The sequence below is a fragment of the Paraburkholderia elongata genome (genome assembly GCF_013177735.1).
Classification (GTDB): Bacteria; Pseudomonadota; Gammaproteobacteria; order Burkholderiales; family Burkholderiaceae; genus Paraburkholderia; species Paraburkholderia elongata.
The window spans coordinates 12,272-34,191 of record NZ_WOEZ01000238.1 but is presented as its reverse complement, the minus strand read 5'-3'; the positions used below and the strand labels follow the sequence as shown (position 1 = coordinate 34,191).

20 protein-coding genes and 1 pseudogene are annotated in these 21,920 nt (G+C 61.9%); 6 read left to right on the top strand and 15 right to left on the bottom strand.

The annotated features are described in order from the left end of the window. Positions 1 to 1,286: ABC transporter ATP-binding protein (locus GNZ13_RS41390; protein ID WP_172176059.1), on the bottom strand; the 1,286-nt coding region annotated here is incomplete at its 3' end. A gap of 251 nt (positions 1,287 to 1,537) precedes the next feature. Here GNZ13_RS41390 and GNZ13_RS41385 point away from each other — a divergent pair. Continuing rightward, entirely contained in the window at positions 1,538 to 2,470 is a 933-nt protein-coding gene (locus tag GNZ13_RS41385; protein WP_172176057.1) for a LysR substrate-binding domain-containing protein, read from the top strand. An 87-nt stretch (positions 2,471 to 2,557) separates the two neighbouring features. On the opposite strand, the gene GNZ13_RS41380 is transcribed toward GNZ13_RS41385, so the two are convergent. Next, positions 2,558 to 3,964, bottom strand: a complete 1,407-nt coding sequence (locus GNZ13_RS41380; protein ID WP_172176055.1) for an 8-oxoguanine deaminase — start codon at positions 3,962 to 3,964, stop codon at positions 2,558 to 2,560. A 527-nt stretch (positions 3,965 to 4,491) separates the two neighbouring features. On the opposite strand from GNZ13_RS41380, the gene uraH reads away from it, so the two are divergent. The 4 genes from uraH to GNZ13_RS41360 all read left to right on the top strand — a co-directional run bounded on the left by uraH (position 4,492) and on the right by GNZ13_RS41360 (position 8,258). Then, a complete protein-coding gene (gene uraH, locus GNZ13_RS41375; RefSeq protein WP_012433320.1) occupies positions 4,492 to 4,845 on the top strand; it encodes a hydroxyisourate hydrolase in 354 nt (117 codons plus the stop codon). Positions 4,846 to 5,189: 344 nt separating this feature from the next. Continuing rightward, a complete protein-coding gene (locus GNZ13_RS41370) occupies positions 5,190 to 6,383 on the top strand; it encodes a urate hydroxylase PuuD (protein WP_172176053.1) in 1,194 nt (397 codons plus the stop codon). A gap of 262 nt (positions 6,384 to 6,645) precedes the next feature. Continuing rightward, positions 6,646 to 6,912, top strand: a complete 267-nt coding sequence (locus tag GNZ13_RS41365; RefSeq protein WP_172176051.1) for a helix-turn-helix domain-containing protein — start codon at positions 6,646 to 6,648, stop codon at positions 6,910 to 6,912. Continuing rightward, positions 6,909 to 8,258: a type II toxin-antitoxin system HipA family toxin gene (locus GNZ13_RS41360; protein ID WP_172176049.1), complete on the top strand. Its 1,350-nt coding sequence runs from the start codon at positions 6,909 to 6,911 to the stop codon at positions 8,256 to 8,258. The genes GNZ13_RS41365 and GNZ13_RS41360 overlap by 4 nt, the downstream gene beginning before the upstream one ends. A gap of 108 nt (positions 8,259 to 8,366) precedes the next feature. Here the strand turns inward: GNZ13_RS41360 and GNZ13_RS41355 are convergent, their stop codons facing one another. The 13 genes and pseudogenes from GNZ13_RS41355 to GNZ13_RS41295 form a co-directional block, all read right to left on the bottom strand. Continuing rightward, positions 8,367 to 8,879, bottom strand: a complete 513-nt coding sequence (locus GNZ13_RS41355) for an ureidoglycolate lyase (protein WP_172176047.1) — start codon at positions 8,877 to 8,879, stop codon at positions 8,367 to 8,369. Further along, positions 8,876 to 9,889: an allantoicase gene (alc, locus tag GNZ13_RS41350; protein WP_074283341.1), complete on the bottom strand. Its 1,014-nt coding sequence runs from the start codon at positions 9,887 to 9,889 to the stop codon at positions 8,876 to 8,878. The genes GNZ13_RS41355 and alc overlap by 4 nt, the downstream gene beginning before the upstream one ends. Positions 9,890 to 9,961: 72 nt before the next feature. Then, positions 9,962 to 10,483: a 2-oxo-4-hydroxy-4-carboxy-5-ureidoimidazoline decarboxylase gene (uraD, locus tag GNZ13_RS41345; RefSeq protein ID WP_172176045.1), complete on the bottom strand. Its 522-nt coding sequence runs from the start codon at positions 10,481 to 10,483 to the stop codon at positions 9,962 to 9,964. Further along, positions 10,480 to 11,430 (bottom strand): allantoinase PuuE, encoded by a 951-nt coding sequence (gene puuE / locus GNZ13_RS41340; protein WP_172176043.1) that lies wholly within the window; start codon positions 11,428 to 11,430, stop codon positions 10,480 to 10,482. The genes uraD and puuE overlap by 4 nt, the downstream gene beginning before the upstream one ends. A gap of 269 nt (positions 11,431 to 11,699) precedes the next feature. Further along, positions 11,700 to 12,566, bottom strand: coding sequence for an aspartate/glutamate racemase family protein (locus GNZ13_RS41335; protein WP_172176041.1), 867 nt, complete (start codon positions 12,564 to 12,566; stop codon positions 11,700 to 11,702). 24 nt (positions 12,567 to 12,590) lie between these two features. After that, complete coding sequence (locus GNZ13_RS41330) at positions 12,591 to 14,072, bottom strand: NCS1 family nucleobase:cation symporter-1 (protein WP_172176039.1); 1,482 nt, start codon at positions 14,070 to 14,072, stop codon at positions 12,591 to 12,593. 336 nt (positions 14,073 to 14,408) lie between these two features. Then, positions 14,409 to 15,149, bottom strand: coding sequence for a GntR family transcriptional regulator (locus GNZ13_RS41325; RefSeq protein WP_172176037.1), 741 nt, complete (start codon positions 15,147 to 15,149; stop codon positions 14,409 to 14,411). 315 nt (positions 15,150 to 15,464) lie between these two features. Beyond that, positions 15,465 to 16,391, bottom strand: a complete 927-nt coding sequence (gene ldcA / locus GNZ13_RS41320; protein ID WP_172176035.1) for a muramoyltetrapeptide carboxypeptidase — start codon at positions 16,389 to 16,391, stop codon at positions 15,465 to 15,467. A 26-nt stretch (positions 16,392 to 16,417) separates the two neighbouring features. Then, positions 16,418 to 17,233 carry a tRNA adenosine(34) deaminase TadA gene (tadA, locus tag GNZ13_RS41315; protein ID WP_407945696.1) on the bottom strand — a complete coding sequence of 272 codons (816 nt, stop codon included), beginning with the start codon at positions 17,231 to 17,233 and terminating at the stop codon, positions 16,418 to 16,420. After that, a complete protein-coding gene (locus GNZ13_RS41310; protein WP_172176033.1) occupies positions 17,230 to 17,631 on the bottom strand; it encodes a DnaJ family domain-containing protein in 402 nt (133 codons plus the stop codon). The genes tadA and GNZ13_RS41310 overlap by 4 nt, the downstream gene beginning before the upstream one ends. A gap of 553 nt (positions 17,632 to 18,184) precedes the next feature. Continuing rightward, on the bottom strand, positions 18,185 to 18,784 hold the full coding sequence (locus GNZ13_RS41305) for a 2'-5' RNA ligase family protein (protein WP_172176031.1): 600 nt from the start codon (positions 18,782 to 18,784) through the stop codon (positions 18,185 to 18,187). Between the two features lie 368 nt (positions 18,785 to 19,152). Next, positions 19,153 to 19,413 (bottom strand): annotated as a pseudogene (locus GNZ13_RS41300) (nucleotidyl transferase AbiEii/AbiGii toxin family protein); the annotation flags it as partial. Further along, positions 19,397 to 20,218, bottom strand: a complete 822-nt coding sequence (locus tag GNZ13_RS41295; RefSeq protein WP_172176061.1) for a type IV toxin-antitoxin system AbiEi family antitoxin domain-containing protein — start codon at positions 20,216 to 20,218, stop codon at positions 19,397 to 19,399. The gene GNZ13_RS41295 and the pseudogene GNZ13_RS41300, both read right to left, overlap by 17 nt. Positions 20,219 to 20,522: 304 nt before the next feature. Here GNZ13_RS41295 and GNZ13_RS41290 point away from each other — a divergent pair, with 304 nt between their 5' ends. Continuing rightward, on the top strand, positions 20,523 to 21,908 hold the full coding sequence (locus GNZ13_RS41290; protein WP_172176029.1) for an IclR family transcriptional regulator: 1,386 nt from the start codon (positions 20,523 to 20,525) through the stop codon (positions 21,906 to 21,908). Positions 21,909 to 21,920: the final 12 nt, after the last annotated feature.

Genomic DNA, 21,920 nt, shown 5'->3' with positions numbered 1-21,920 from the left:
CCCATGATGTATTTCTGCAGATTGCCGCCGGAGAGACTTTGCGCCAACGCTTCCGAGCCGCCGCAACGAACGTCGAAGGCTTCGATGCAACGCATGGCAAAGGTGCGCATCGTGCCCGCCTTGATCCAGCCGGCGTTCACCATCTGCTGACGATGCCCCGTGAGCAGCGCGTTTTCCGACAGTGTCATCGCCGGCACTGCGCCTCGGCCGAGACGCTCTTCCGGCACAAAACCGAAACCGAGCGCGCGCCGGCCGCCTGCGCCGAGGCGCCCTGCCGCCTTGCCGCAGATCGTGACCGCATCGGCGCGCGTGCCGCGCTTTTCACCCGAAAGTGCCGACAGCAATTCAGCCTGCCCGTTGCCCGACACACCCGCAATGCCGAAGATCTCGCCGGCATGCACGCCGAACGACACGTTATTGAGTGAGGTGCCGAACGGATCGTCGCTTTCCACTGACAACTGCTTCACGTCGAGCAGCACGTCGCCCGGCGTGTGCTCACGCCGGGTGTAATCGGGCAGCGAATGGCCGACCATCAACTGCGCGAGCGACGCATGCGTTTCTTCTTTCGGCGTCACGTGGCCGGTCACGCGGCCGCCGCGCATCACCGTGGCGGTATCGCACAACTCCTGGATTTCGTCGAGCTTGTGGCTGATGTAGAGGATGCTGCAACCTTCTGCCGCGAGACGCCGGAGCGTCTCGAAGAGCTTGCGGACCGCTTGCGGCGTGAGCACCGAAGTTGGTTCGTCCATGATCAGGAGACGCGGGTTCTGCAGCAGGCAACGCACGATTTCGACGCGTTGCCGCTCGCCCACCGTCAGGCTATGCACGTGACGTTGCGGGTCGATGTCGAGGCCGTAGTCGGCGGAGACTTCGCGAATACGCCTCGCAAGCGTCTTCAGATCGAACGGTTCGTCGAGCGCGAGGGCGATGTTTTCGCCGACCGTGAGCGTCTCGAACAACGAAAAATGCTGGAACACCATGCCGATGCCGAGCTTGCGCGCCGCCGCCGGGTTGGCGATCTCGACCGGCTGGCCTTCCCAGTGAATCTCGCCGGCGTCGGGCCGCACCGCGCCGTAGATGATTTTCATCAGCGTGCTTTTGCCGGCGCCGTTTTCGCCGAGCACGGCATGGATTTCACCCGGCGCGACGATCAATGTGACGTCGTCGTTGGCGCGCACGGCCGGATATTGTTTGGTGATGCCCTGAAGCATCAACCGGGGCGCCGTCTGTTCCGGCCTGTTTGCCGGCTGCGCGGCGGCGCCGTCGCTATAAGAAGAGTCGCTCATGTGATTCCGTAGTACGTCAGAGACTGCCGGTTACAGCGCGTCCGCCCGCCCTGTCAGCAAGCGATCCGTCACCACAACCGGATGACAATACCTAAATCGACCCGCTCAGTCGAGCCGTCAAAATTCCCCGCAAACCCCCGCCGCAGCGTGCTCTGCGGGTATCCCACTCTTGACGTGGCTTCGTGTTCATATTAAAAGTCATATATACCCACGCCCGTTCGATCAGCCAGAACATATATTTCGGAGAAGTCATGAGCCAGCAACGCGAGGCGATCGATACGTACCTATTACGCGTCTTGCACACCCTATTGATGGAACGCAGCGTCACGCGCGCGGCCGTCAAACTGAATCAATCGCAACCCGCCATCAGCGCGGCGCTGCGCCGCTTGCGCGACATTACCGGCGACCCGCTGCTGGTGCGCGGCAAATCCGGCATGGTGCCGACCGAGTACGGCCTGCGCCTGCTCGAACCGGTGCAAAACGCGCTGCGCGAGATCGAACGCATCAAGTTCCAGCAGCACAACTTCGACCCGGCGACCTCGATCCGTTGCTACCGGATCGGCTGCCCGGACTACCTGAACGTGCTGTTCGTGCCGACGGTGGTCGAACGCTTTCGTCAGGCCGCGCCGAACGCGACGCTCGAGTTTCACTCGCTCGGGCCGGCATTCGACTACGAACTCGCGCTGGAGGACGGCAAGCTCGACACCGTGGTCGGTAACTGGCCGGAGCCGCCGGAGCAATTGCACCTGTCGAATCTGTTCGTCGATCAGATCGTCTGCCTGATGAGCAACGCGCATCCGTTCGCCAAACGCGGCGGGTTGACGCTCGACCAGTACCTGAATGCGCCGCATCTTGCGCCTACTCCTTACTCGGTGGGCCAACGGGGCGCGATCGATGTGCATCTCGCGCGCGAACGGTTAAAGCGTCACGTGGTCGTCACGTTGCCGTACTTCAATCTGGCGCCGTATGTGCTGATCAAATCTGATCTGATCTTCACGACGACGCGCCTCTTTGCCGACTACTACGCCAAGTTCCTGCCGCTGACCGTGGTGCCCGCACCGCTCGATTTCCCGCCGATGCAGTACTACCAGCTGTGGCACGAACGCGTGCATTACTCCGACGAAGTGCGCTGGCTGCGCAGTCTGGTTGCCGAAGCGACCAAGACATTGATCGACAAGCCTTGAGCTTTGCGCTGCGGCCTATCAGCATCCAGTCTTTGTGGATGCTGATAGGCCTGCTTCTTCTATTGCGCTCTCACTTCATCATTACGCTTACGCCGCCGCTTCGTAAAGCGTCTTCGCCAACCGGTTGTGCTGCTCGATGACCGGTCCGAGTTCCAGCGTCGTCAACTGACCATTCTTCACCACCACCCTGCCGCCGATCACACTATGGCTCACCTGCGACGGCGCGCAGAACACCAGTGCCGCGACCGGATCGTGCAACGCGCCCGCAAACAGCGGCTGACGCAGATCGAAGGACACGAAATCCGCCGCCATGCCTGGCGCCAGTGCGCCGATGTCGTCGCGATTCAGCACCTTCGCGCCGCCTAGCGTCGCAATCTCTAACGCTTCACGCGCGGTCATCGCGTCCGGCCCGAAGCCGACCCGCTGCAGCAGCAATGCCTGGCGCACTTCCGCGACCATTTGCGCACCATCGTTCGACGCCGAACCGTCAACGCCCAAGCCCACCGGCACACCGGCAAGACGCATCCGCTTGACCGGCGCAATCCCCGACGCGAGCCGCATGTTCGAACACGGGCAATGCGCGACGCCGGTGCCGGTGCGGGCGAACAGTTCGATGCCCGCGTCGTCGAGTTGCACACAGTGCGCGTGCCATACATCGTGACCGACCCAGCCGAGGTCTTCCGCATACTCGGCCGGCGTCATGCCGAACTTCTCGCGGCTGTACGCGATATCGTTGACATTCTCCGCCAGGTGCGTGTGCAGCGACACCCCATAATGCCGCGCCATCACCGCCGATTCGCGCATCAGATCGCGGCTCACCGAGAACGGCGAGCACGGCGCCACCACCACGCGCAACATCGCGTAACGCCCTTCGTCGTTGTACGTCTCGATCAGACGCTGCGTGTCCTTCAGGATGTCCGCTTCACGCTCGACCACCGAATCCGGCGGCAAACCGCCGTCCTTCTGCCCCACGCTCATGCTGCCGCGCGCTGCGTGAAAACGCATGCCGATCCGCTGCGCCGCGACGATGCTGTCGTCGAGGCGGCTGCCGTTCGGGTAGATATACAAATGGTCGCTCGAGGTCGTGCAACCGGACAGCAACAGCTCGGCCATTGCTGTCAAGGTCGAGACTTCAATCATCTCCGGTGTGAGGTTCGCCCACACCTTGTAGAGGTTGGTGAGCCAGCCGAACAACTCGGCGTTCTGCGCCGCCGGAATCGCGCGCGTCAGGCTCTGATACATATGATGGTGCGTGTTCACCAGCCCTGGAATCACCAGGTGGCCACGCATGTCCAGCACTTCGTCGGCCGTTTGCGGCAATTCCGCCGTCGGTCCGACCGCGACGATGCGGTTGTCCTCGATATACATGCCGCCGTCGCGCAGTTCGCGCCGGGCGCCGTCCATCGTGACCAGCACGTCCGCGTGCTTCACCAGCATCGTTTTCTTCGGCTTGTTTGGCTTGTTCGGCTGATTAGCCGCCCGCTCCATCGTCATTCGTTTCTCCGCTTTATTGCTTCCGTGCAAAGCCGTTCGAACGCGATGGGGCGGCACGCCAACCGTGCCGCCGCGTCCCGTCGAACGCCGTTGGCCCGGTTACCCAGCGTATTTCCGCCGTCTTCGGGGTGTGCCGCGCTTCACTCACGTTTGCTGCAGCGCACGGGTGTAACCTTCGACGGCCAAAATAATGCTGACAACTCGCGCCAGTGCGATACTCAACCTCACGCTACCGATATAGTGGGCCTTTTTGGCACCGGTACGATCCGCCAATACGATTAAATACAGGGCAATAGTCGAACAAATCGACTCGATACGGCTTTCAACAGGCTGTCTGTCATGCGCCAGGTATTATCTTTCCTATCTCGCGCGCGCTGATGGGAACATCCTTTTTACAATGGCTGCCACGGCGCTCGCTTCAATTCGCCGACGGGTATGTAGCCACTGACGTGGAGCCTCGATCCGCCGCAACGTATTCTGGATCGGGCCGCCGCCGAAACCTCGCATTCACATAAGGAAAATTGCGAATGGGAAAGCTCACTACCCATGTGCTCGACACCGCGAACGGCCGTCCCGGCGCAGGCATCAAGGTCGAACTCTTTGCGCTCTCCGGCGACACTCGCCGCGCGCTCAAAACCACCACCACCAATGACGACGGCCGCTGCGACCAGCCGCTGCTCGAAGGCGACGCATTGGTCGCCGGCGAATACGAACTCGTGTTCGGCGCCGGCGATTACTTTGCATCGATCGGCACGAAGGTGCCGGAGCCGCGTTTCGTCGATCGCGTTGTATTGCGGTTCGGCGTGGCCGATGCCGGCGCGCACTATCACGTGCCGCTGCTGGTGTCGCCGTGGTCGTACAGCACCTATCGGGGCAGCTAAGGGGGCAACTGAGCGCCCCCGGCGTTTTCGATAGGTGTTGGAGGACGGCGAGGTTGAAGTCGCGCTGTATTTCCGAGCGCGCCCGATTGCACTGTGCGGATCCTTGGAGACACCCGCGAAGCGCAATCGAACGCGAGCGACCCGACCTGACGTTCCGATAAAAAACGGCGCGTGCGAACTGAGCGCACCGCGTCTTTCGCCCTGAAAGAAGTCCCCTTGGGGGACACCCCGCAGTCTGTGCGGCGACGCCATGCATGCCGACGACCCGTCAGCCGGGTCACCGAAGGCGCAATCAAGGCACAAGCGTCGTTGCGCGTACAACGAATCAGAAGTGGAGGAGTTTCATGGAAGGCTTTATCACTGACTGGCTGAATCTGGCGATTCGCTGGTTCCACGTCATCGCCGCGATTGCATGGATCGGCGAATCGTTCTATTTCGTCGCGCTGGACAACAGCCTGAAACCACCAACGGACCCGAACCAGCGCAAGCGCGGTGTGTTCGGCGAACTGTGGCACGTGCATGGCGGCGGCTTCTACAACATGCAGAAGTACACCGTCGCGCCGCCGGAAATGCCGGACGACCTGCACTGGTCGAAGTGGCCCTCGTACACCACGTGGCTGTCGGGCTTCGGTCTCTTCACCGTGCTGTATCTGTTCTCGCCGTCCACGTACCTGATCGACAAGAACGTGCTCGACATGGGTCCGGTCGTGGCTGTTGCGTCGGCACTCGGCTTCCTCGCCGCGGGCTGGATCGTCTACGACTCGCTGTGCCGTATCCTCGGCAACAAAGACAAGGTGCTCGGCATCTGCGTCGGCGCCTATGTGCTGATCGCTGCGTACCTGGCGTGCCATATCTTCGCTGGCCGTGCGGCTTACCTGATCATGGGCGCGATGCTGGCAACGATCATGTCGGCGAACGTCTTCTTCGTGATCATCCCGGGTCAGCGCAAGATGGTTGCCGCGATGCTCAAGGGCGAAACGCCGAACCCGACCTACGGCAAGCGCGGTAAGCAACGCTCGGTCCACAACACGTATGTCACGCTGCCGGTGGTGTTCGCGATGCTGTCGAACCACTACGCGATGACTTACACGCACCCGTATAACTGGGCCGTACTCGTGATCATCATGCTGGCCGGCGCGCTGATTCGCCAGTTCTTCGTGATGCGTCACCGTGGCCAGGTGCTGTGGTACCTGCCGTTGGTCGGTATCGTGCTGATGTTCGCCGCCCTCTTCTGGACGATGCCGAAGCCGGTCGTGCCGCAAGCACAGGCTGCGAATGCGCCGGTGGTCAAGGTGGCCGATATCGCGCCGCTGCTGCAACAGCGCTGCGTGGCATGCCACTCCGCCCATCCGACGATGATGGGCAGCGCCCCGGCCGGCGTGTTGCTGGATACGCCGGACGAGATCTCGCAGAACGCACAGCGGATCTATCAGCAGGCGGTGACATTGAAGGCAATGCCGCTGGGCAACGTCACGCACATGACCGACGACGAGCGGATGAAGATCGCCGCGTGGTTCCAAGGCGGTGCAGTGAAGTAATGAGCTGGCCGGGCGTGTTGCCCGGCGGCTTGGCAAAACAGCATGAAGCGGGCTTTTCGCGTAAGCGGGAAGCCCGCTTTTTTGTTGGCCAGTCGGTCGGGTTGACTATCAACAATGATAATTAGATTTGTAGCCCAAGGGACACAAATTGAATAAAACTCGATGAAATGTAGCCTGAAAGGCACAAAACCATAAAACAATTTGTGTCTCATAGGCTACAATATGAGCTAATAGTTGCCAATTTGATGCCCTGGGGCCACAAATGACCAATCTCGCTGACGTATCGGACATGCTGAAGACCGTTCGGCGCGAAAGCCACCTGTCGCAAGAAGAATTGGCTCGCCGCGCGGGCGTGGCTCGCACCACCGTCGCACGTATGGAAACGCTAGCCAAAAACGATATGAGCGTGTCCGTGCTCGTGCGTCTGCTCGAAGCGGCCGGCTACGATCTCAAGTTCGTCGCGCATGGTCACGGGCGCACGCTCGAAGACATCCTGGCTGAACAACGCATGCCGGACGTGAACTCATGAGGCTCGACGTTCAGGTACTGGGCAAGCACGTCGCTACGCTGTTTCGCGAGCGCGACGACTACGTCCTCAAATACGATCGCGACGCAACAGCGGCCGACTTCGTCAGTCTGACCATGCCGGTACGCGAAGAAGCCTGGCGCTGGCCGCGCGACCTGCATCCGTTTTTCCGGCAAAACCTGCCGGAGGGCTACCTACTGAATCTGATCCGCGAGCAATTCGGTCCATTACTCGACGGCACCGATCTGTCGCTGCTTGCCGTTGTCGGCGCCATGGGGATTGGCCGCGTCACCGTGACGCCCGAAGGCGTCGCGCCGGGCACAGAACTGCAACCGCTAGATGTGCAGGACATCCTGCACGGTGACAACACCGCCGAACATTTCGCTGCACTGGTTCGCGAATATGCGCGCGCGGCCATCTCGGGCGCCGTGCCGAAGTTCATCGCACCTCAGACGGAAGCTCCCAGCACGTCCGCATCGATGCCGCTCGGCAAACCGACAATCCGAACGAGCCGCCACATCGTCAAAGGCTCCGACGACAGCACGCCGTTTCTCGGTTTCAACGAGTTCTACTCGATGCGCGTGCTCGAACGGCTCGGCGTAGCGCCGGTCGCGCGCACGCAGATGTCGGACGATGGTCGGGTGCTGATCGTCGAACGCTTCGACGTCGATGCGCATGGGCTGCCAGCCTATGGTGTCGAAGACATGTGCGGCCTGTTAGGTTTGCCGCCGCACGAAAAATACAATTCGACCAGCGAGAAAATGCTCAATGCCGCGCGAGCCTACCTGCTCGATCGCGACAGCATGCGGCAGCAACTCGAGCATCTCGCCTGGCACTTGCTGACAAACTACGTCGTGCGCAACGCGGACTGCCATACGAAGAATGTCGCGCTGTTCTACACGTCGGTGGATGATGTCGCGTTCACGCCTGTCTATGACATCGTCACGACGCAGGCTTATCCGCGTTTCGCAGCCAATCCGCCGGGCCTGCCGATCGACGGCCGTAAAACCTGGGCGGCAGGCAAAACCCTCGAGCGCTTTTTCAACACGCGCATGGGGATCGCGCCACGGCAATACGCGCAAATGGTCGAAGCGTTGTGCGATTCGGCGGTCGCCGTCGGTCACGAACTGATTGAAGCGGCGCGCAACGAGCCGCAATGGCGCAACGTGGCGAAACAGATGCTTCACGCCTGGGATGACGGCGTGGCGTCGCTGCGATCGCCGAAGAAAAGCCTGCAATTCAAAGGACTCAACCCGGCAATGGAAGCCGCGGGGTTCTCCGCGCCGGAGCCTGCGGAACGTGCGCGCGAAGTGATCGGACACTCGCCGCTCCTAGGCAAGCGTAGCTGAAAGATCTCTTGGCCTCGCGCTCGTCTTCCGTAAAAAAAAGCCCACAGCATGTACTGTGGGCTTTTTTTACAACCAACCTGCTCAACGTACTACGCTAAGGCAACGGCCTCAAACGCTCACCGCGCTCAACGCGTCTTCAGTGAGCCAGAACGACTCGGCCAAATCCTGCTCGTTCAGGTTGAGTCCATCGCCGCCACGATCGACGACGATAAAGTCGCTCACGTCGCCCAGTGCGATCAGCGGATGATGCCAGACACCCTTCGCATAGTTCACACCTTGCCAGCCGCTCGTCACGAACGCACGAATCTGTGTCGGATCCAGTTCGCCCGCCGGCGCCACGACCACCAGATACGGCTTGTCGTTCAGCGGCACGAAGGCCTGGCTGCCCAGCGGATGACGTTCGAGCATCTTCACTTCGAACGGCAACGTGCGCGGCTGCCCGCGAAACAGGTTCACCAGCGTACGGCCGTTCTCGTCGGTCACGTCCACATTCGCGAGATCGTGATAGCGGATCGTGGTGCCGAGGTTGATCGGAATCTGCTTCGCGCCTTCGAGTTCGACCACGTCGCCGAATGCGGCGAACGCTTCCTTCGTCAAGGGTTCGATGACCAGCGTTTTCATGATGCGAGCGTGCCCCACAGACGCAGACGCGACACGCCGCCGTCCGGAATGATATTGAAGCGCACGTGCGTGACCGGACCCAATGCGGCGATTTCGCTTTCGAAATAGTGCTGGTTGTCCATCTTCAGCTTCTGTTCGCCCAGCAGCACCGGCCAGAACATGGCTTGCGTGATCAGCGAGCTGTCCGTGCCGCCCGTTACATACGCGGCCTGGATCGAGCAACGGTCCGGATAGTTGCCCTTGAAGTGAGCCGTATCGACTTCGATCTTCCTGATCACGCCCGGTTGCGCCAGCGCGACGATTGCCCAGTCGTTGCCCGGTTCACGGCGGCGGCGCGTTTCCCAGCCGTCGCCCATGTTCACGCCGCGGCCCGGCATCAGAATCGTCGACGCTGCGCCGAAGTGCTGGTTGTTCGCCGCGACCAGATACGCGCCGTTTTCCATCGCGGCCAGATCGAACTGCTCGGTGCGGCTTGCGCCTGCCCAGTCGACTTGCGGCTGGCCATACACACGCAGACGCGCAATACCGCCGTCCGGGTAGATGTTCACGCGCAGGTGCGTGTAAGCGTTCGCGTCGCTGACTTCGTGATAGTGGTGGCTGTTGCCTTGCAGCGTGGTCGACGGGACGATTTCGGTCCATTGCGTCGACTGGTTCGGCACGCCGTCCACGACTCGAGCAGCCTCGACCGAAGCCGCCGGCGGGAAGTTGCCCGTGAAGTGGCTGGTGTCGAGGTCGAGACCCTTGATCACGCCCGGACGCGCGAGTTTCACGACGCACCAGTCGTAACCGTTGGCGCGCTTGCGGCGCGTTTCCCAGCCGTCCATCCACTTGCCGTTGTCGTCGTACTTGCCCGGAATGAAGACGGCCGGCTCCGGATTCAGCATACGTTCCTTCGGTGCGAAGAAATCGTCGCTGGCCTCGAGCGCCTGCGCGCCCAGACGCGGGTCCGCCAGGTTCACATAGCGGCGCGTGAAATCCGGTGCGTTGGGGTCGAGAATCGGGAGTGCCATCTTTGTCTTCCTTAATGTTTGTTAGTGCTGAAAAAACGTTTCAGTTCGAGGTTCGCGACGCGTAGTTAAGCCTTACGCGTCGATCAGGTCGTCGAGCCGGAAACGTGCGATGCGGTAGATCTGATCGAGGCTGGCACGCAATTCATCCGGGCGGCTGTTGTTCACGCGCGCCTCGAAGTTCGCGATGATGCCGTGGCGGTCGTAACCGCGCACCGCGAGGATGAACGGAAAGCCGAACTTCTCGCGATAGGCGCTGTTCAACGCGACCAGTTTGTCGAATTCTTCCTGCGTGCACTGAGCGAGGCCCGCGCCGCTTTGCTCACGCGTGGATTCGGCCGTCAGCTCGCCGCGCACCGCAGCCTTGCCGGCGAGCTCCGGGTGGGCGTTGATCAACGCCAGTTGTTTCTCTTCACCGGCAGTCTCGACGATGTTCGACATCTTGCTATGCAGTTCGTCGATGCTGGCAAACGGCCGTTGTTGCGCGGCGATTTCCGCGACCCACGGCGAGTGCTCGAAAATGCCCGACAGCGCCGCGACGAACGCGTCGGTCGAGGTGCTGTTGAGTTGGTCCAGAGTGTATTGCATCGCCTTCATGCCGCTGCCCCGCGGTTGTTTTGTTGGTAAGGGTGATGTTCGCGCCAGTGACGCGCGATATCGACGCGCCGCGTCACCCACACGCGATCGTGCTGTTCGATATGGTCGAGAAAACGTTGCAGCGCACGGAAACGCCCCGGACGGCCGAGCAGACGGCAGTGCATGCCGATCGACAGCATCTTCGGTGCTTCGTCGCCTTCTTCGTAGAGCACGTCGAATGCGTCGCGCAGGTACGTGAAGAAATGGTCCGCGGTGTTGAAGCCTTGCGGGCTTGCAAAGCGCATATCGTTGGTGTCGAGCGTGTACGGCACGATCAGTTGCGGGCTCTTAGCGCCGCCCGTCACTTCGACATCCATCCAAAACGGCAGATCGTCGCCGTAGTAATCCGAGTCGTACAGGAAGCCGCCGTATTCGGCGACCAGACGATGCGTGTTGGGACTGTCGCGGCCGGTGTACCAGCCGAGCGGGCGCTCGCCGGTAAGGCGCTCGATCGCTTCCATGCCGAGGCGCATGTGCTCCGCCTCTTTCTCCGGCGACATGTCCTGGTAATGAATCCAGCGATAGCCGTGGCAAGCGATCTCATGACCGAGTTCGACGAAGGCGCGCGCGAGGTCAGGATGCCGTTCGATCGCCATGCCGACGCCGAACACCGTGAGCGGCAGGCTGCGCTTTTCGAATTCGCGCAGAATGCGCCACACGCCTGCCCGCGAGCCGTATTCGTAGATCGACTCCATGCTCATGTGACGTGCCGGATAAGACGCCGCGCCAACGATTTCCGACAGAAACTGCTCCGAGCCCGGGTCGCCGTGCAGCACGCAGTTTTCACCGCCTTCTTCGTAGTTCAGGACGAATTGCACCGCGACACGCGCTCGCCCCGGCCAGTTCGCCTGCACCGGGTGGCGGCCGTAGCCGATCAGATCGCGTGGATAGTTCGAGTCGAGTGGCATGGTTTGACGAAAGCGTGATGACGGTACGTAAAATTCGCGTGGAACTCACGTGACATGCACGTGGGGTTTGCGTGCGTTCTGCATGCGTGTGCTTGGGTTTGCCTAGGCTTACCTGGGTTTACCTGTTACGCATGCCGGCGCGGGCGGAAACAGCCCTGAATAGCGGCACCAGAAACAGCAACAAAATAGCGATCGGGTACCAGCGCCGAGTGGGACCAGTGTAGCGAAAACACCCGGGTGCGCCCATACACCCGGGCAGATAGTGCGTGTCAGACTGGATGTATGTGGGGAGCCGGTCCCACCGAGCGTTCCGTGGTGTTTACCCGCAGTAAACCCGTCGAATTTGCACTTTCCGCAGCGCTTGCGGCCGAATAGCGAAACGACTGAGGATTTGGGTCCGCATCGGTCGGACTGAAGGCTTCCAGCGCGCCGTCGTAGCGCTTGGCCAGCGGCCGCGCGTAGTCGCCCCGCTTGGCCGTCGACAGCCGCAGAGCGACCAGCGCCTCGGTCCATTTGACCGCCGCCGTCACGCCCTCGATCACCGGCGCGCCCAAGGCATCTTCGATCTCCGCGCACAATTCGGCCATGCCGGCGCAACCGAGCACAATCGCGTCCGAACCGTCCTCCTCCAGCGCGCGCCGGCATTCGTCGAGGATGATGCGGCGCGCCGCCGAGCCAGGCTTATCCAGGTCCAGCACGGCGACATCGGTGGCGCGCACGTTGCGGCAAAAACGCTTCATGCCGTAGCGCTCGGCGAGATGCCACGCCATCCCGCAGGTGCGCGCCAGCGTGGTCACCACCGAAAACCCCGGCGCCAGCACGCTCGCGGCATGCATCGCCGCCTCGGCGATGCCGATCACCGGACCGCGCGCCAACTCGCGGGCCGCGTATAAACCGGGGTCGCCGAAGCAGGCGATCACGTACCCGTCGCAGCCCGCACGCTCGCCGGCGATAACCTCGGCCAGCAAGCCGGGCGTCGCGAGCGCTTCGTCGTAATAGCCTTCAATCGACGGCGGCCCCATCGTCGGATTGACCGCGATCACTTCGGTGCCGGGCGCGGCGACTTCGCGCGCACAGCGGCCCATCGCCTCGGTCATACGTTGCGTCGTATTCGGATTGATCAGTTTGATGCGCATATCGACTCCTGTTGCAGCACTGGCTCAGCGAGCGAGCACACGGTAGAACACTGCACCCAATGCAGCTCCGATGAACCACGAGAAATTGGCCAGCCCGTCGAGCTTCGGCACCATCACGCAGATCACGGCGATGACAGCAGCGGGCAACAATGCAGCCACGGCGCGGTAGTTGACACCGTTGCTGTACCAGTACGAGCCGCTTGAGGCGACCGAGTAGAGATCGTCGAGCACGATCTTTTGACGCTTCACGAGGAAGTAGTCAACGATCAGGACACCATACAAAGGTCCGATGAAGCTACCGAGCACGTCGAGCGTGTAATGAATCACCGCCGGATTGTTGAACAGGTTCCACGGCGTGATGAAGATCGACGCCACCGCCGCGAGCATGCCACCGGCGCGCCAGCTGATCAGACGCGGCGCGACATTCGAGAAGTCGAAGGCCGGCGACACGAAATTGGCGACGATGTTGATGCCGATAGTCGCAATCGTGAACGTCAATGCACCGAGAATCACCGCGGTCGGATAGTCGATACGGCCCACCGTTTCGACCGGGTCCGTGATCAGTTGGCCAAACACCGGCAGCGTGGCGGCTGTCGTGACCACCGTCACCAGCGAGAAGGCGAGGAAGTTGACCGGCAGCCCCCAGAAGTTGCCGCGCTGCACGCTGCGAAAACTCTTGCCGTAGCGCGAAAAGTCGCCGAAATTCAGCATCGGCCCGGAGAAGTACGACACGACCAGCGAGGTCGCCGTGATCATCACCGGCACCACTTCCATACCGTGATATTTGACGCCGCCCAGATTGATGCCGATGTTTCGCCATCCTGCGCGATACACCATATAGCCGGCGAGAATGAACATCACCACATAGACCGCCGGACCGGCGAAGTCGATGAACTTCTTGATGGTCTCCATACCGTGCCAGAACACCAGCGCCTGCAATACCCACAGCAACATGAAACCGGTCCAGCCCAAAGTGGAGAGACCCATGAAACCATGGTGATGCACATCCGCGTATGGCAACAGTTGCGGGACGAACTTCAGCACCACGATCACCAGCGCGCTTGAAGCCAGATAGGTTTGGATTCCGTACCATGCGACCGCGATCAAGCCGCGAATCACGGCAGGAATATTCGCGCCGAGCACGCCGAACGTTGCGCGGCATGCCACCGGATAAGGCACGCCGTTCGCCTGACTCGGCTTGGCAATCAGGTTGCAGAGCAGGTTGACAATCGTAATCCCGACCAGCAGCGCGATCAGCACCTGCCAGCTCGTCAGCCCGAGCGCGAACAGACTGCCCGCGAACACATAACCGCCGACACTGTGCACGTCCGACATCCAGAACGCGAAGATGTTGTAAGCACCCCAGGTTTGATGGCGCAGCGGCGCCAGGTCTTCGTTGTACAGCCTCTCGCTGTAGCCTGCGGGTATCGACGGATCGCTGGACGCGTCTCCGTCTGCGTATGCGGGAATTGCGGGACTGCCGGGCGCTGCACTGAACTGAGCCATGATTCCTCCTTGGGATAGGGACCGTCGATGGTGAATCGACGGACGATGCATCGGCCATGCCAGCCGCCCTCTTTTCCTCGATCGGGAAACAGGAGGTTCGAACCGACTGATTGACCGCGCCGCGGGTGTCTCCGTACTTGATGTACTTGTGCTTATCGCACCGCCTGTAGCCGCGGATTCCCGGCGATGCGTTACTACTCCAAGGCTGTCATCCCGTGACGGCCACGCGTGCGCAAGCCGGCAGCGCTCACGCCGAGCCGCCTTGCAACGCCTGATTCGGTTCAGTTCAATTCAGTGCGGCGCGCACCACTAACGAGCGCGCACCGGCCGCCTGACTCAGCCTGGCGCGGACTTGGTCCTAAGTGCTTCCTTCGCTGCGCCGTTAAGTGCGCCGAACACTTCATGAAGATCGGCCGCGCCGCGTGCGGGGCGGTCCAGCATCTTCAACTCGACGCTTTGCAAATGGCGCGACATCAGTGCCGCCGCCTCTTTTGCATCGCCGGCGTCGAGCGCGGCGAGAATCGCTTCATGATCCTCGAACGAGCAAGGGCTGCGTCCGAGCGACTCGTACAGTGCCGAAATCAGCGTGGAGCGCGCCACCAGTCCGTTCAGGCAGTCGCACAGCACGGCGTTGCCGGTGAGCCCGGCCAACTCGGTATGGAACTCGCCCGACAGACGAATCCACGCCGGAAAATCACGTGTTTCGAACGCTTTGCGTTCACGGCCGATCATGCTGCCGATGCTCTTCAAACGGCGCATGCCATGACCGCCGCAAATCTTTTCAACCACGGCCAGCTCGATGATCCGGCGCATTTCGAACACCTCATGCACTTCTTGCAGCGAGGGACTGGCAACAAATGCACCACGATTCGGTTCGAGGTCGACGAGGTGGTCGGTGGCCAGTTGCGCGAGCGCCTGCCGGATTGGGCCGCGCTTCACGCCGAATACTTCGCACAACTGTGCTTCTGTCAGCTTGGCGCCAGGCGCGAGCCGATGCTCGAGGATCGCGGCGCGGATGCGCTCGGCGATCGCTTCGGGTTTCGAACTATTCGCGGCGGCGGAGTCTGTGTCGGACATGATGTGCGTCTCGGTATGTAGGTCATATTAGGATGGACATAAAACTTGTCAACAATTTTTGCTTTTATTTTCGACAATCAGGCTGGCCGGGCCATGCTGCGGGTGAGCGGGCACCCCGCACAGGCCTTACTCTGCTTCACTACCAGTTTAATTAATGTATGGGAGGGCCGTCTATTGGAGACGGTTTTTGTCAACAAAGTGAGAGACCTCCAGGGGACTTGCCTGCTGGTGCGTGGCCCGAAACATTGACCGTTAGTTGCGTTATGGATTCGAAAAGAAAGCGGGCAAACGCCCGCTTCCCTGCCCCGCGCCGTTTCAGGCGAGGGTCGGATAGCCCGATAACGTCAGTTTGAACCCGTGTGCGTTGGCGACGAGGTGCGCGTCCGCGCCGACCGGCAGCGTCAGCATGTTGGGAATATGGCCGAACTGCAGCCCGGTGATGACCGGAATCCCGATCACCGACCTCACCTGCTCGATCATCGTGTGCAGGTCGTAGCCGTTGTCATAATCGTACGGCTTGCCGCCGGAGAAATCGCCGAGCACAAGCGCCTGTTGCTGCGCGAGGATGCCGGACAGGTGCAACTGATAAAGCATCCGCTCGAGCCGGAACGGCTGCTCGTTGACATCTTCGAGGAACAGAATGCCGCCCTGCACCGGCGGCATGTACGGCGTGCCGATCAGCGATGTCAGCACCGCCAGATTGCCGCCCCACAACATGCCCGTCACGTCGGCAGTCTGCGCTTGCGGCACGTTGCTCGTCACCGTCATGGTCGGCCTGGTCAACGCGGACCAGAAGTGCTGCATGGTGAATTCGCTCAGATCTTCCGCGCCGAAGTCGCTCATCAACATCGGGCCGCCGAAAGTTTTCACGCCGGCGCGTGCCAGCAAAGCAAGCTGCACCGCGGTGAAATCGCTATGACCCACCAGCGCGACCGGCTGATCGGTCAACCGCCGTTGCAGCCCCTCGTAGTCGAGCCCGTGCAGGATGCGCATCGCGCCGTAGCCACCGCGCACGGTTAGCACGATATCGGGCAACTCACGCGAGGGGTCCGCCAGCCGGTTCAGATCGGCAGCACGTTCGCCGTCGGTGCCGGCGAAGCGCTGGTAGCGGCGCCTTGCTACCTCCACACCTTCGACGCGATGCCCCTGCGCATGCAAGCGGTGCAATGCGCGATGCAGCACCTCGGAATCATGCGGATACCCGGACGGCGCGATCAATTCAATGTTGCGATGGACGGTCATTGGCAAGACCCGTGAACGTTTTTGTTTTAGAGCGGCTCAGCCGACCCCGGTTCGCTGCGTGCTGCGGTGTGCGCGTCGGTGTCTGCTTCGCTGCGTGTTTCGACGTGCGAATCGGCGTGTGCTTCGCCGCCTGCCACAGCGTGCGGTTCGCCCCGTGCCGCCGCGCGTGCTTCACGGCTTGCGCGCCGCCGCTCGGCAAAGAACGATTTGAGCGCGGCGCCGCATTCAGTTTCGAGCACGCCGCCGGTCACCGTGGTGTGGTGATTCAACTGCGGATTCGCGAATGCATCGACGACACTGCCGCACGCTCCGGTTTTTGGATCGCGTGCCCCGAACACGACGCGTGCGATACGCGCGTGCATGATCGCACCGGCGCACATCAGGCAAGGCTCCAGCGTCACATAGAGCTCGCAGCCAGGCAGACGGTAGTTTTCGACTGCTTGCGCGGTTGCGCGCAATGCGATCATTTCCGCATGCGCCGACGGGTCGTGAGCACCGATCGGATGGTTAAACCCTGTGGCGATGACTTCGTCGCCCCGCACGAGCACCGCGCCAACCGGCACTTCGCCGGCTGCACGAGCTTCTTCGGCAGCGGCCTGGGCGAGCGCCATGAAGCGGCGATCGCGCTCCGAGACAGGCGGTGCGGGCGATTCGTCTGGCGTGGGGGTGTCGATCGGCGTAGTGGCGGCAGCCGTTGGCGTCGGATCACTCGCCGCGGATGCTACAGCGTCGGGACCAACGGATCCGGCCTGGGGAGCCGGCACTGTGGCCGCCTCTCCCGATTCGCGGTACTCGACAGACTCCGGACCTGGCGCCGCGGAGCGGGCAAGCGGCTCGCTCACTGCGAACCCGCATCGGCCATATTGAGGTTGCCGACGCGTTCCGACAGCCGCTCGGCGATGCGGCGGCAGTATTCGCGCGGCAGGACCAGCGGGCCGCCGCGCAGTGATTCAAGTGCCATATCCAGCGCCAGCATGCGCGCCTGGAGACGGCAGCGGGTGGCCCGGTCGCTCACGGCATTCAGCTCCGCTTGCAGGTCGCGCAAGGCGCGCAGCTGCTCGACGGCCGGCGGCACGAAACCCGCATTTTTCAAAATCCGGTTGGCGACGCGCACTTCCTCCGGGACTAGTACATCGTCCTCCAGGGGCAGCGGCGCACCCGCGCCCGGCAAATCATCGAACTCGCCGCGCGCGGCTGCGGCGGCAATACGCTGTTCGACTAACGCATCAAGCAATTTCATCTGCAGTCCACTACGTTGCGGCTCAAGCATTCTATCAGGGAGAGCAAGACGATTCTGGCTGTCTGACCGACGAATCCCCCTGGTTTTCGGATTTTGCGTATTTGAGGGGCGCATGACGTGGATTAGGGTAGCGGCTTGCCGGCGCCGCCGCTTCGTGCCCGCAAAAAAACTTACGAATATCTTTCGTCATGCGCTACGAAAACGGCCGCCCGCACCTGCCCCCATTCACGGAGTCCCCTGACGCTATGCAACCCAGAATCACCGGCCACCGCTTCGACACTGCCCTTCCAGCTTGCGCCGCACACCTCAATCCACACCTGACTGCATTGACCGCATTGATTGCGCCACTTCGAAAGCACGCTTTCAAGCGATGCCTACGCACGACATTGGCGGCTGTTGCGATGTCGGCCGCGTTATCAGGCTGCGGCGTGTTCTGCGGCGGTGCAGGTGGAAGCGGCGGAGGCTTTGCCGGCGGTTGCGCGACCGGCGTGCGGTTCTAGTCCGGCACGCCTCAGCGCATGGGCCTCACGACGGTCGACGCAAACCCGTAGATTCACCCGGCCGCCAATGGCCAGCGCGCCAGAACGACATGCCGGGTACGCCCGAGCAAGCTGTGCACCAGAGCAAACTCACGCACGTTCCAACTGACGGCCTCGACAGGACGTGTCGCGATCCAAGGCATGCCATAAACGAGGGTCACGTGCGGGGTGTACGGCGTATTTGACGAGACCGCGCGATCCCCAAATCCAGCTTTTTGCAATGCCGACGCAAGTGAGTCGTGAAGCGCATGGAGCCCAACGACACCCTCGCCGCCGCCCAACACCAGCGGCCCCGGTCGAGGCTTCAGCGCAAAACTGAGCGTACTGTCGAACTCGACGCTAAAAGGCTCCATCCGGATCGACGCGGCCGCGCTCATGGCCGCATCCACCCGTGCAGGCGGCAAACCGCCCGCGAAATTCCCGAGATGAAGCAACGTGACGTGCATACGGTTGGCCGCAAGAGGCTTGCTCTTCGAGCGCGTCTCCCCGCAGAGCTGTTGCGCCAGCTTCGAGATGTTCGCCGCCGTATGCGTATCTGGAAAGACGGCGAAGAACAGGCCGTCGGTCGGCACAGGTGGCGCCTCGAGTCCGGGCAGCCAGAGTTGCTCAGGCATGGCGCGCCTGAATGGGTGACGCAGACATTTAGAAGAATCTCCTCTCATCGATGCGGGCTTGCCCGCGCATCTGAAAATTTTCACAACGTAGTGGGGCGAGGTTCAGCACGCCCCCTCACCCCGTTTCCGTCCAATAAACTTGCACTCGCTGGTCGCCCACGCGCAATACTGTACATTCATACAGTATCAATGACAACGTGGAGTTGTTAAAGACGCTGGAAGTACTGGCCGAGGCAGCCAATTGCCCCTAGGCTTTTGGTCCCAACGTCAGGCACCGCAAGCACCAGCCCGTGCGAAACAACGCTGACGCCGGATATCCCTGCATCTCACCCAACCCACCCCGCGATCCGCTCCAGTGCCTCTTCCTACACCTGCAGTTGCAGCGGACGGGCACGAAGCACATCGGCCAGTTGCTCCAGTGCCGCCGCGATCAAGACCGCGTCCTCGGCGAAGTCGTGCACCGGCAGCCAAGCGAGGTCGATGTCTACCGACAACCGTGGGAGGTCGTGCTCGAACAGGTTGATCGCCGTGCCGCCCTTGAGCGCGAAACGCGGCTCCCGCGCCAGCACCGGCAATATCTCGACCAGCAACTGCACCCGATCGGTGTAACGCTTATCCCAAGTGCTCATCCAGGTCTCCAGGCAAGGTGATCTGGTAGGTCGGATGCAGGCGTCCGCCGGGCACCAGCGCGCGCTTGCCCCGGCCCAGATCGACGCCATCGAGCGGCACGTGCGCCAGCCAGGCGTGTCGATGGCGTTCGGCCAAGGCCAGGAACAGACGCTTGGCCTTGATGCTGCGGCAATGGCGCAGCAGCATGCCGACTCGCTGCGGCCGGAGCGTGGTCATGGCTTGCATCAACGCATCGGCCTCATAAACCAAGGACGCATCCGCCACGCCATCGCACAACTCCAGCATGGCCCGCTCCGGCGTGGAGCAAACCAAAGCGTCCGTGCCGAGGCCTGCGTCGTGCCATGCCAGTCCCTGATCGAGCAACGCGCTCCCCGGCAAATCGGGCGTGAAGCGAAGCGCAGGCAGGTCGAGAGGCCCTTTGCCATCAAACTCGAAACGCTCCTTCAACGGCAGCTTGCTCACCCAGCCCGGCAACCGGTCTGGTCCATAGAGCGTGACCGTGCCGGCTTCGCCCAAGCGCAGGTAATGCTCATGCCCCTGCACGGCGAGCGCAAAGCGCCCGCCGACATGCAGCGACAGCACCTCGCGGACCTGAAGGCTGCGGACCACGCCCTCCCATTGCAGGCGGCCGCCCTTCCTCATATAAACGCCGCGCGCCGGCGACACCAGCCAGCCGCTGGCCACGTAGCGCGCTACGAGGCTATTTGAATAGCCATGCGCCCGCAGCCAGCGGCTGGAAACCAAGGTGGTATCGCCAAGCTCTGTCAGCAAGCGGTTTAGTTTTCTGAAATTTTGATCACTCATGGTGTTCAAAATACACCTTCTGCAAACTGCCTCCAATATCCATTGGTTTAACAAATCGAAAAAAAGATCATCCAAAGTGTCCTTTTCAAACAATTATGAACCGCTCAAAGGCGCCAACAGGCGGGATGTCTGGACGTTCTAGGCAAGCTTTTAAAAGTCATGCTCAACGACGAGGAAGTCTCAATTCGTGCCTCACGGCCCACCGTCTGTTCTACCGCCAGGTTGTTCCGCTGGCTGATGACAGTCGCATACCCTTGTGCGCTGCGGGTACCTGCACCGCGATGAGGTGTCGTTGGCGCTGTCGTTGACATACCGGAGCGCGTGCATCGCGCACACCTTCATCAGCACGAATCATCTGATCGATCTGGCCATGCCCGAGCTGGTCGATCTGAGCGCACGCACGCATCTGCGCGCGGATCTGTGGGTGATGCAGGGAGCGGACGTCGTCAACATCGCGCGCGTGCCTTCCGCCGCCGATTCGCGCGCCATGGCGCCGATCGGCGAACGCTTACCGGCGCTCGCCTCCGCCCCCGGACGCGCGATGCTGTCGCACCTTCCTGCCGAGGTCCTGGCTGAGCGGATCGCGGAGTTGGCAGAGGCTTCCGATCCGGTCCTGACGCCCGCTGAGCAGGCCGCCTGCGAACGCGCGTTGGCGGACACAGCCGCGCGGGGGTATGTCCTCGAAGCCGGCAGCACCGTCAATGACGAAACGACGATCAGCGCCGCCGTGCTCGACGCGGATGGCGAGTGTCTTGCCGCTGTATCGGTATCCGGATGGCTTGGCGAAGTGAACGAAGACGATCTGGTCAGCCAGTTTGTGCAACCCGTGCTGGCCACCGCGCGCGCTCTCTCCAACCTCAGAATCCAGACGTGGTCGCGCGCGGTATCGCGCCCGGCCGAAGGCAAGGACGCGTCGGCGGCCCCCGAAGAAGACGAAGACGATCCGTTGTTCATCGCGTCGGCCGCGCGCGGCTTCCGGGTGCTCGAAGCGTTCACGCCCGCCAACTCGGTACCCACGCTGACCGCCCTGCACCGTTTGACCGGACTCCCTGTCGCGACCGTCCAGCGCATCGTCGACACGCTGATGGCGTGCGGCTATGTCGAGAAGGATGCGCTGCACAAGACCTTCCGGCTGACCGTGAAGACGCTCGACATGCTGCTCAACTTCCAGATGAGCAACCGCATCATCAAGACGATCTGGCCACGTCTGGTGCAGTTGCGTGACCACTGCGGGCTGCGTTGTTCGTTTTGCATACTGGCGGACAACGACATCGTTCACTTGCTGCACGTACAAAGCCATCCGCACGCCGACTACCACACTGCGTTCGTCGGCCGACGGCTGCCCGCACTCAGTACTTCGGGCGGCCTCGCGATTCTTTCGACGCTGGACGATGAGCGGCTCGACGCCGTCCCCGCGAACAACACGCCCAAGCCGATCACGCCGTTCACGATTACCGACAAAGACACGCTCCAACGGGCCATCGTCGCCGCGCGCGAAAAGGGCTATGCGTTCACCGACCAGCAATCGATCATGTTCGAAGTCAACGTCGCCGCGCCGATCGTCGAAGCCGACGGCCAGGTGCTCGGCGCCATGGTGGTGTCCGCGCCGAAGCGGGACTGGACAGTGGCGCGTCTGGAAGAGGAAATCGTGCCTCGCTTGCTGTCTTACACGCGTTCGATGTTTTCCTGAGAGCACCGTCTT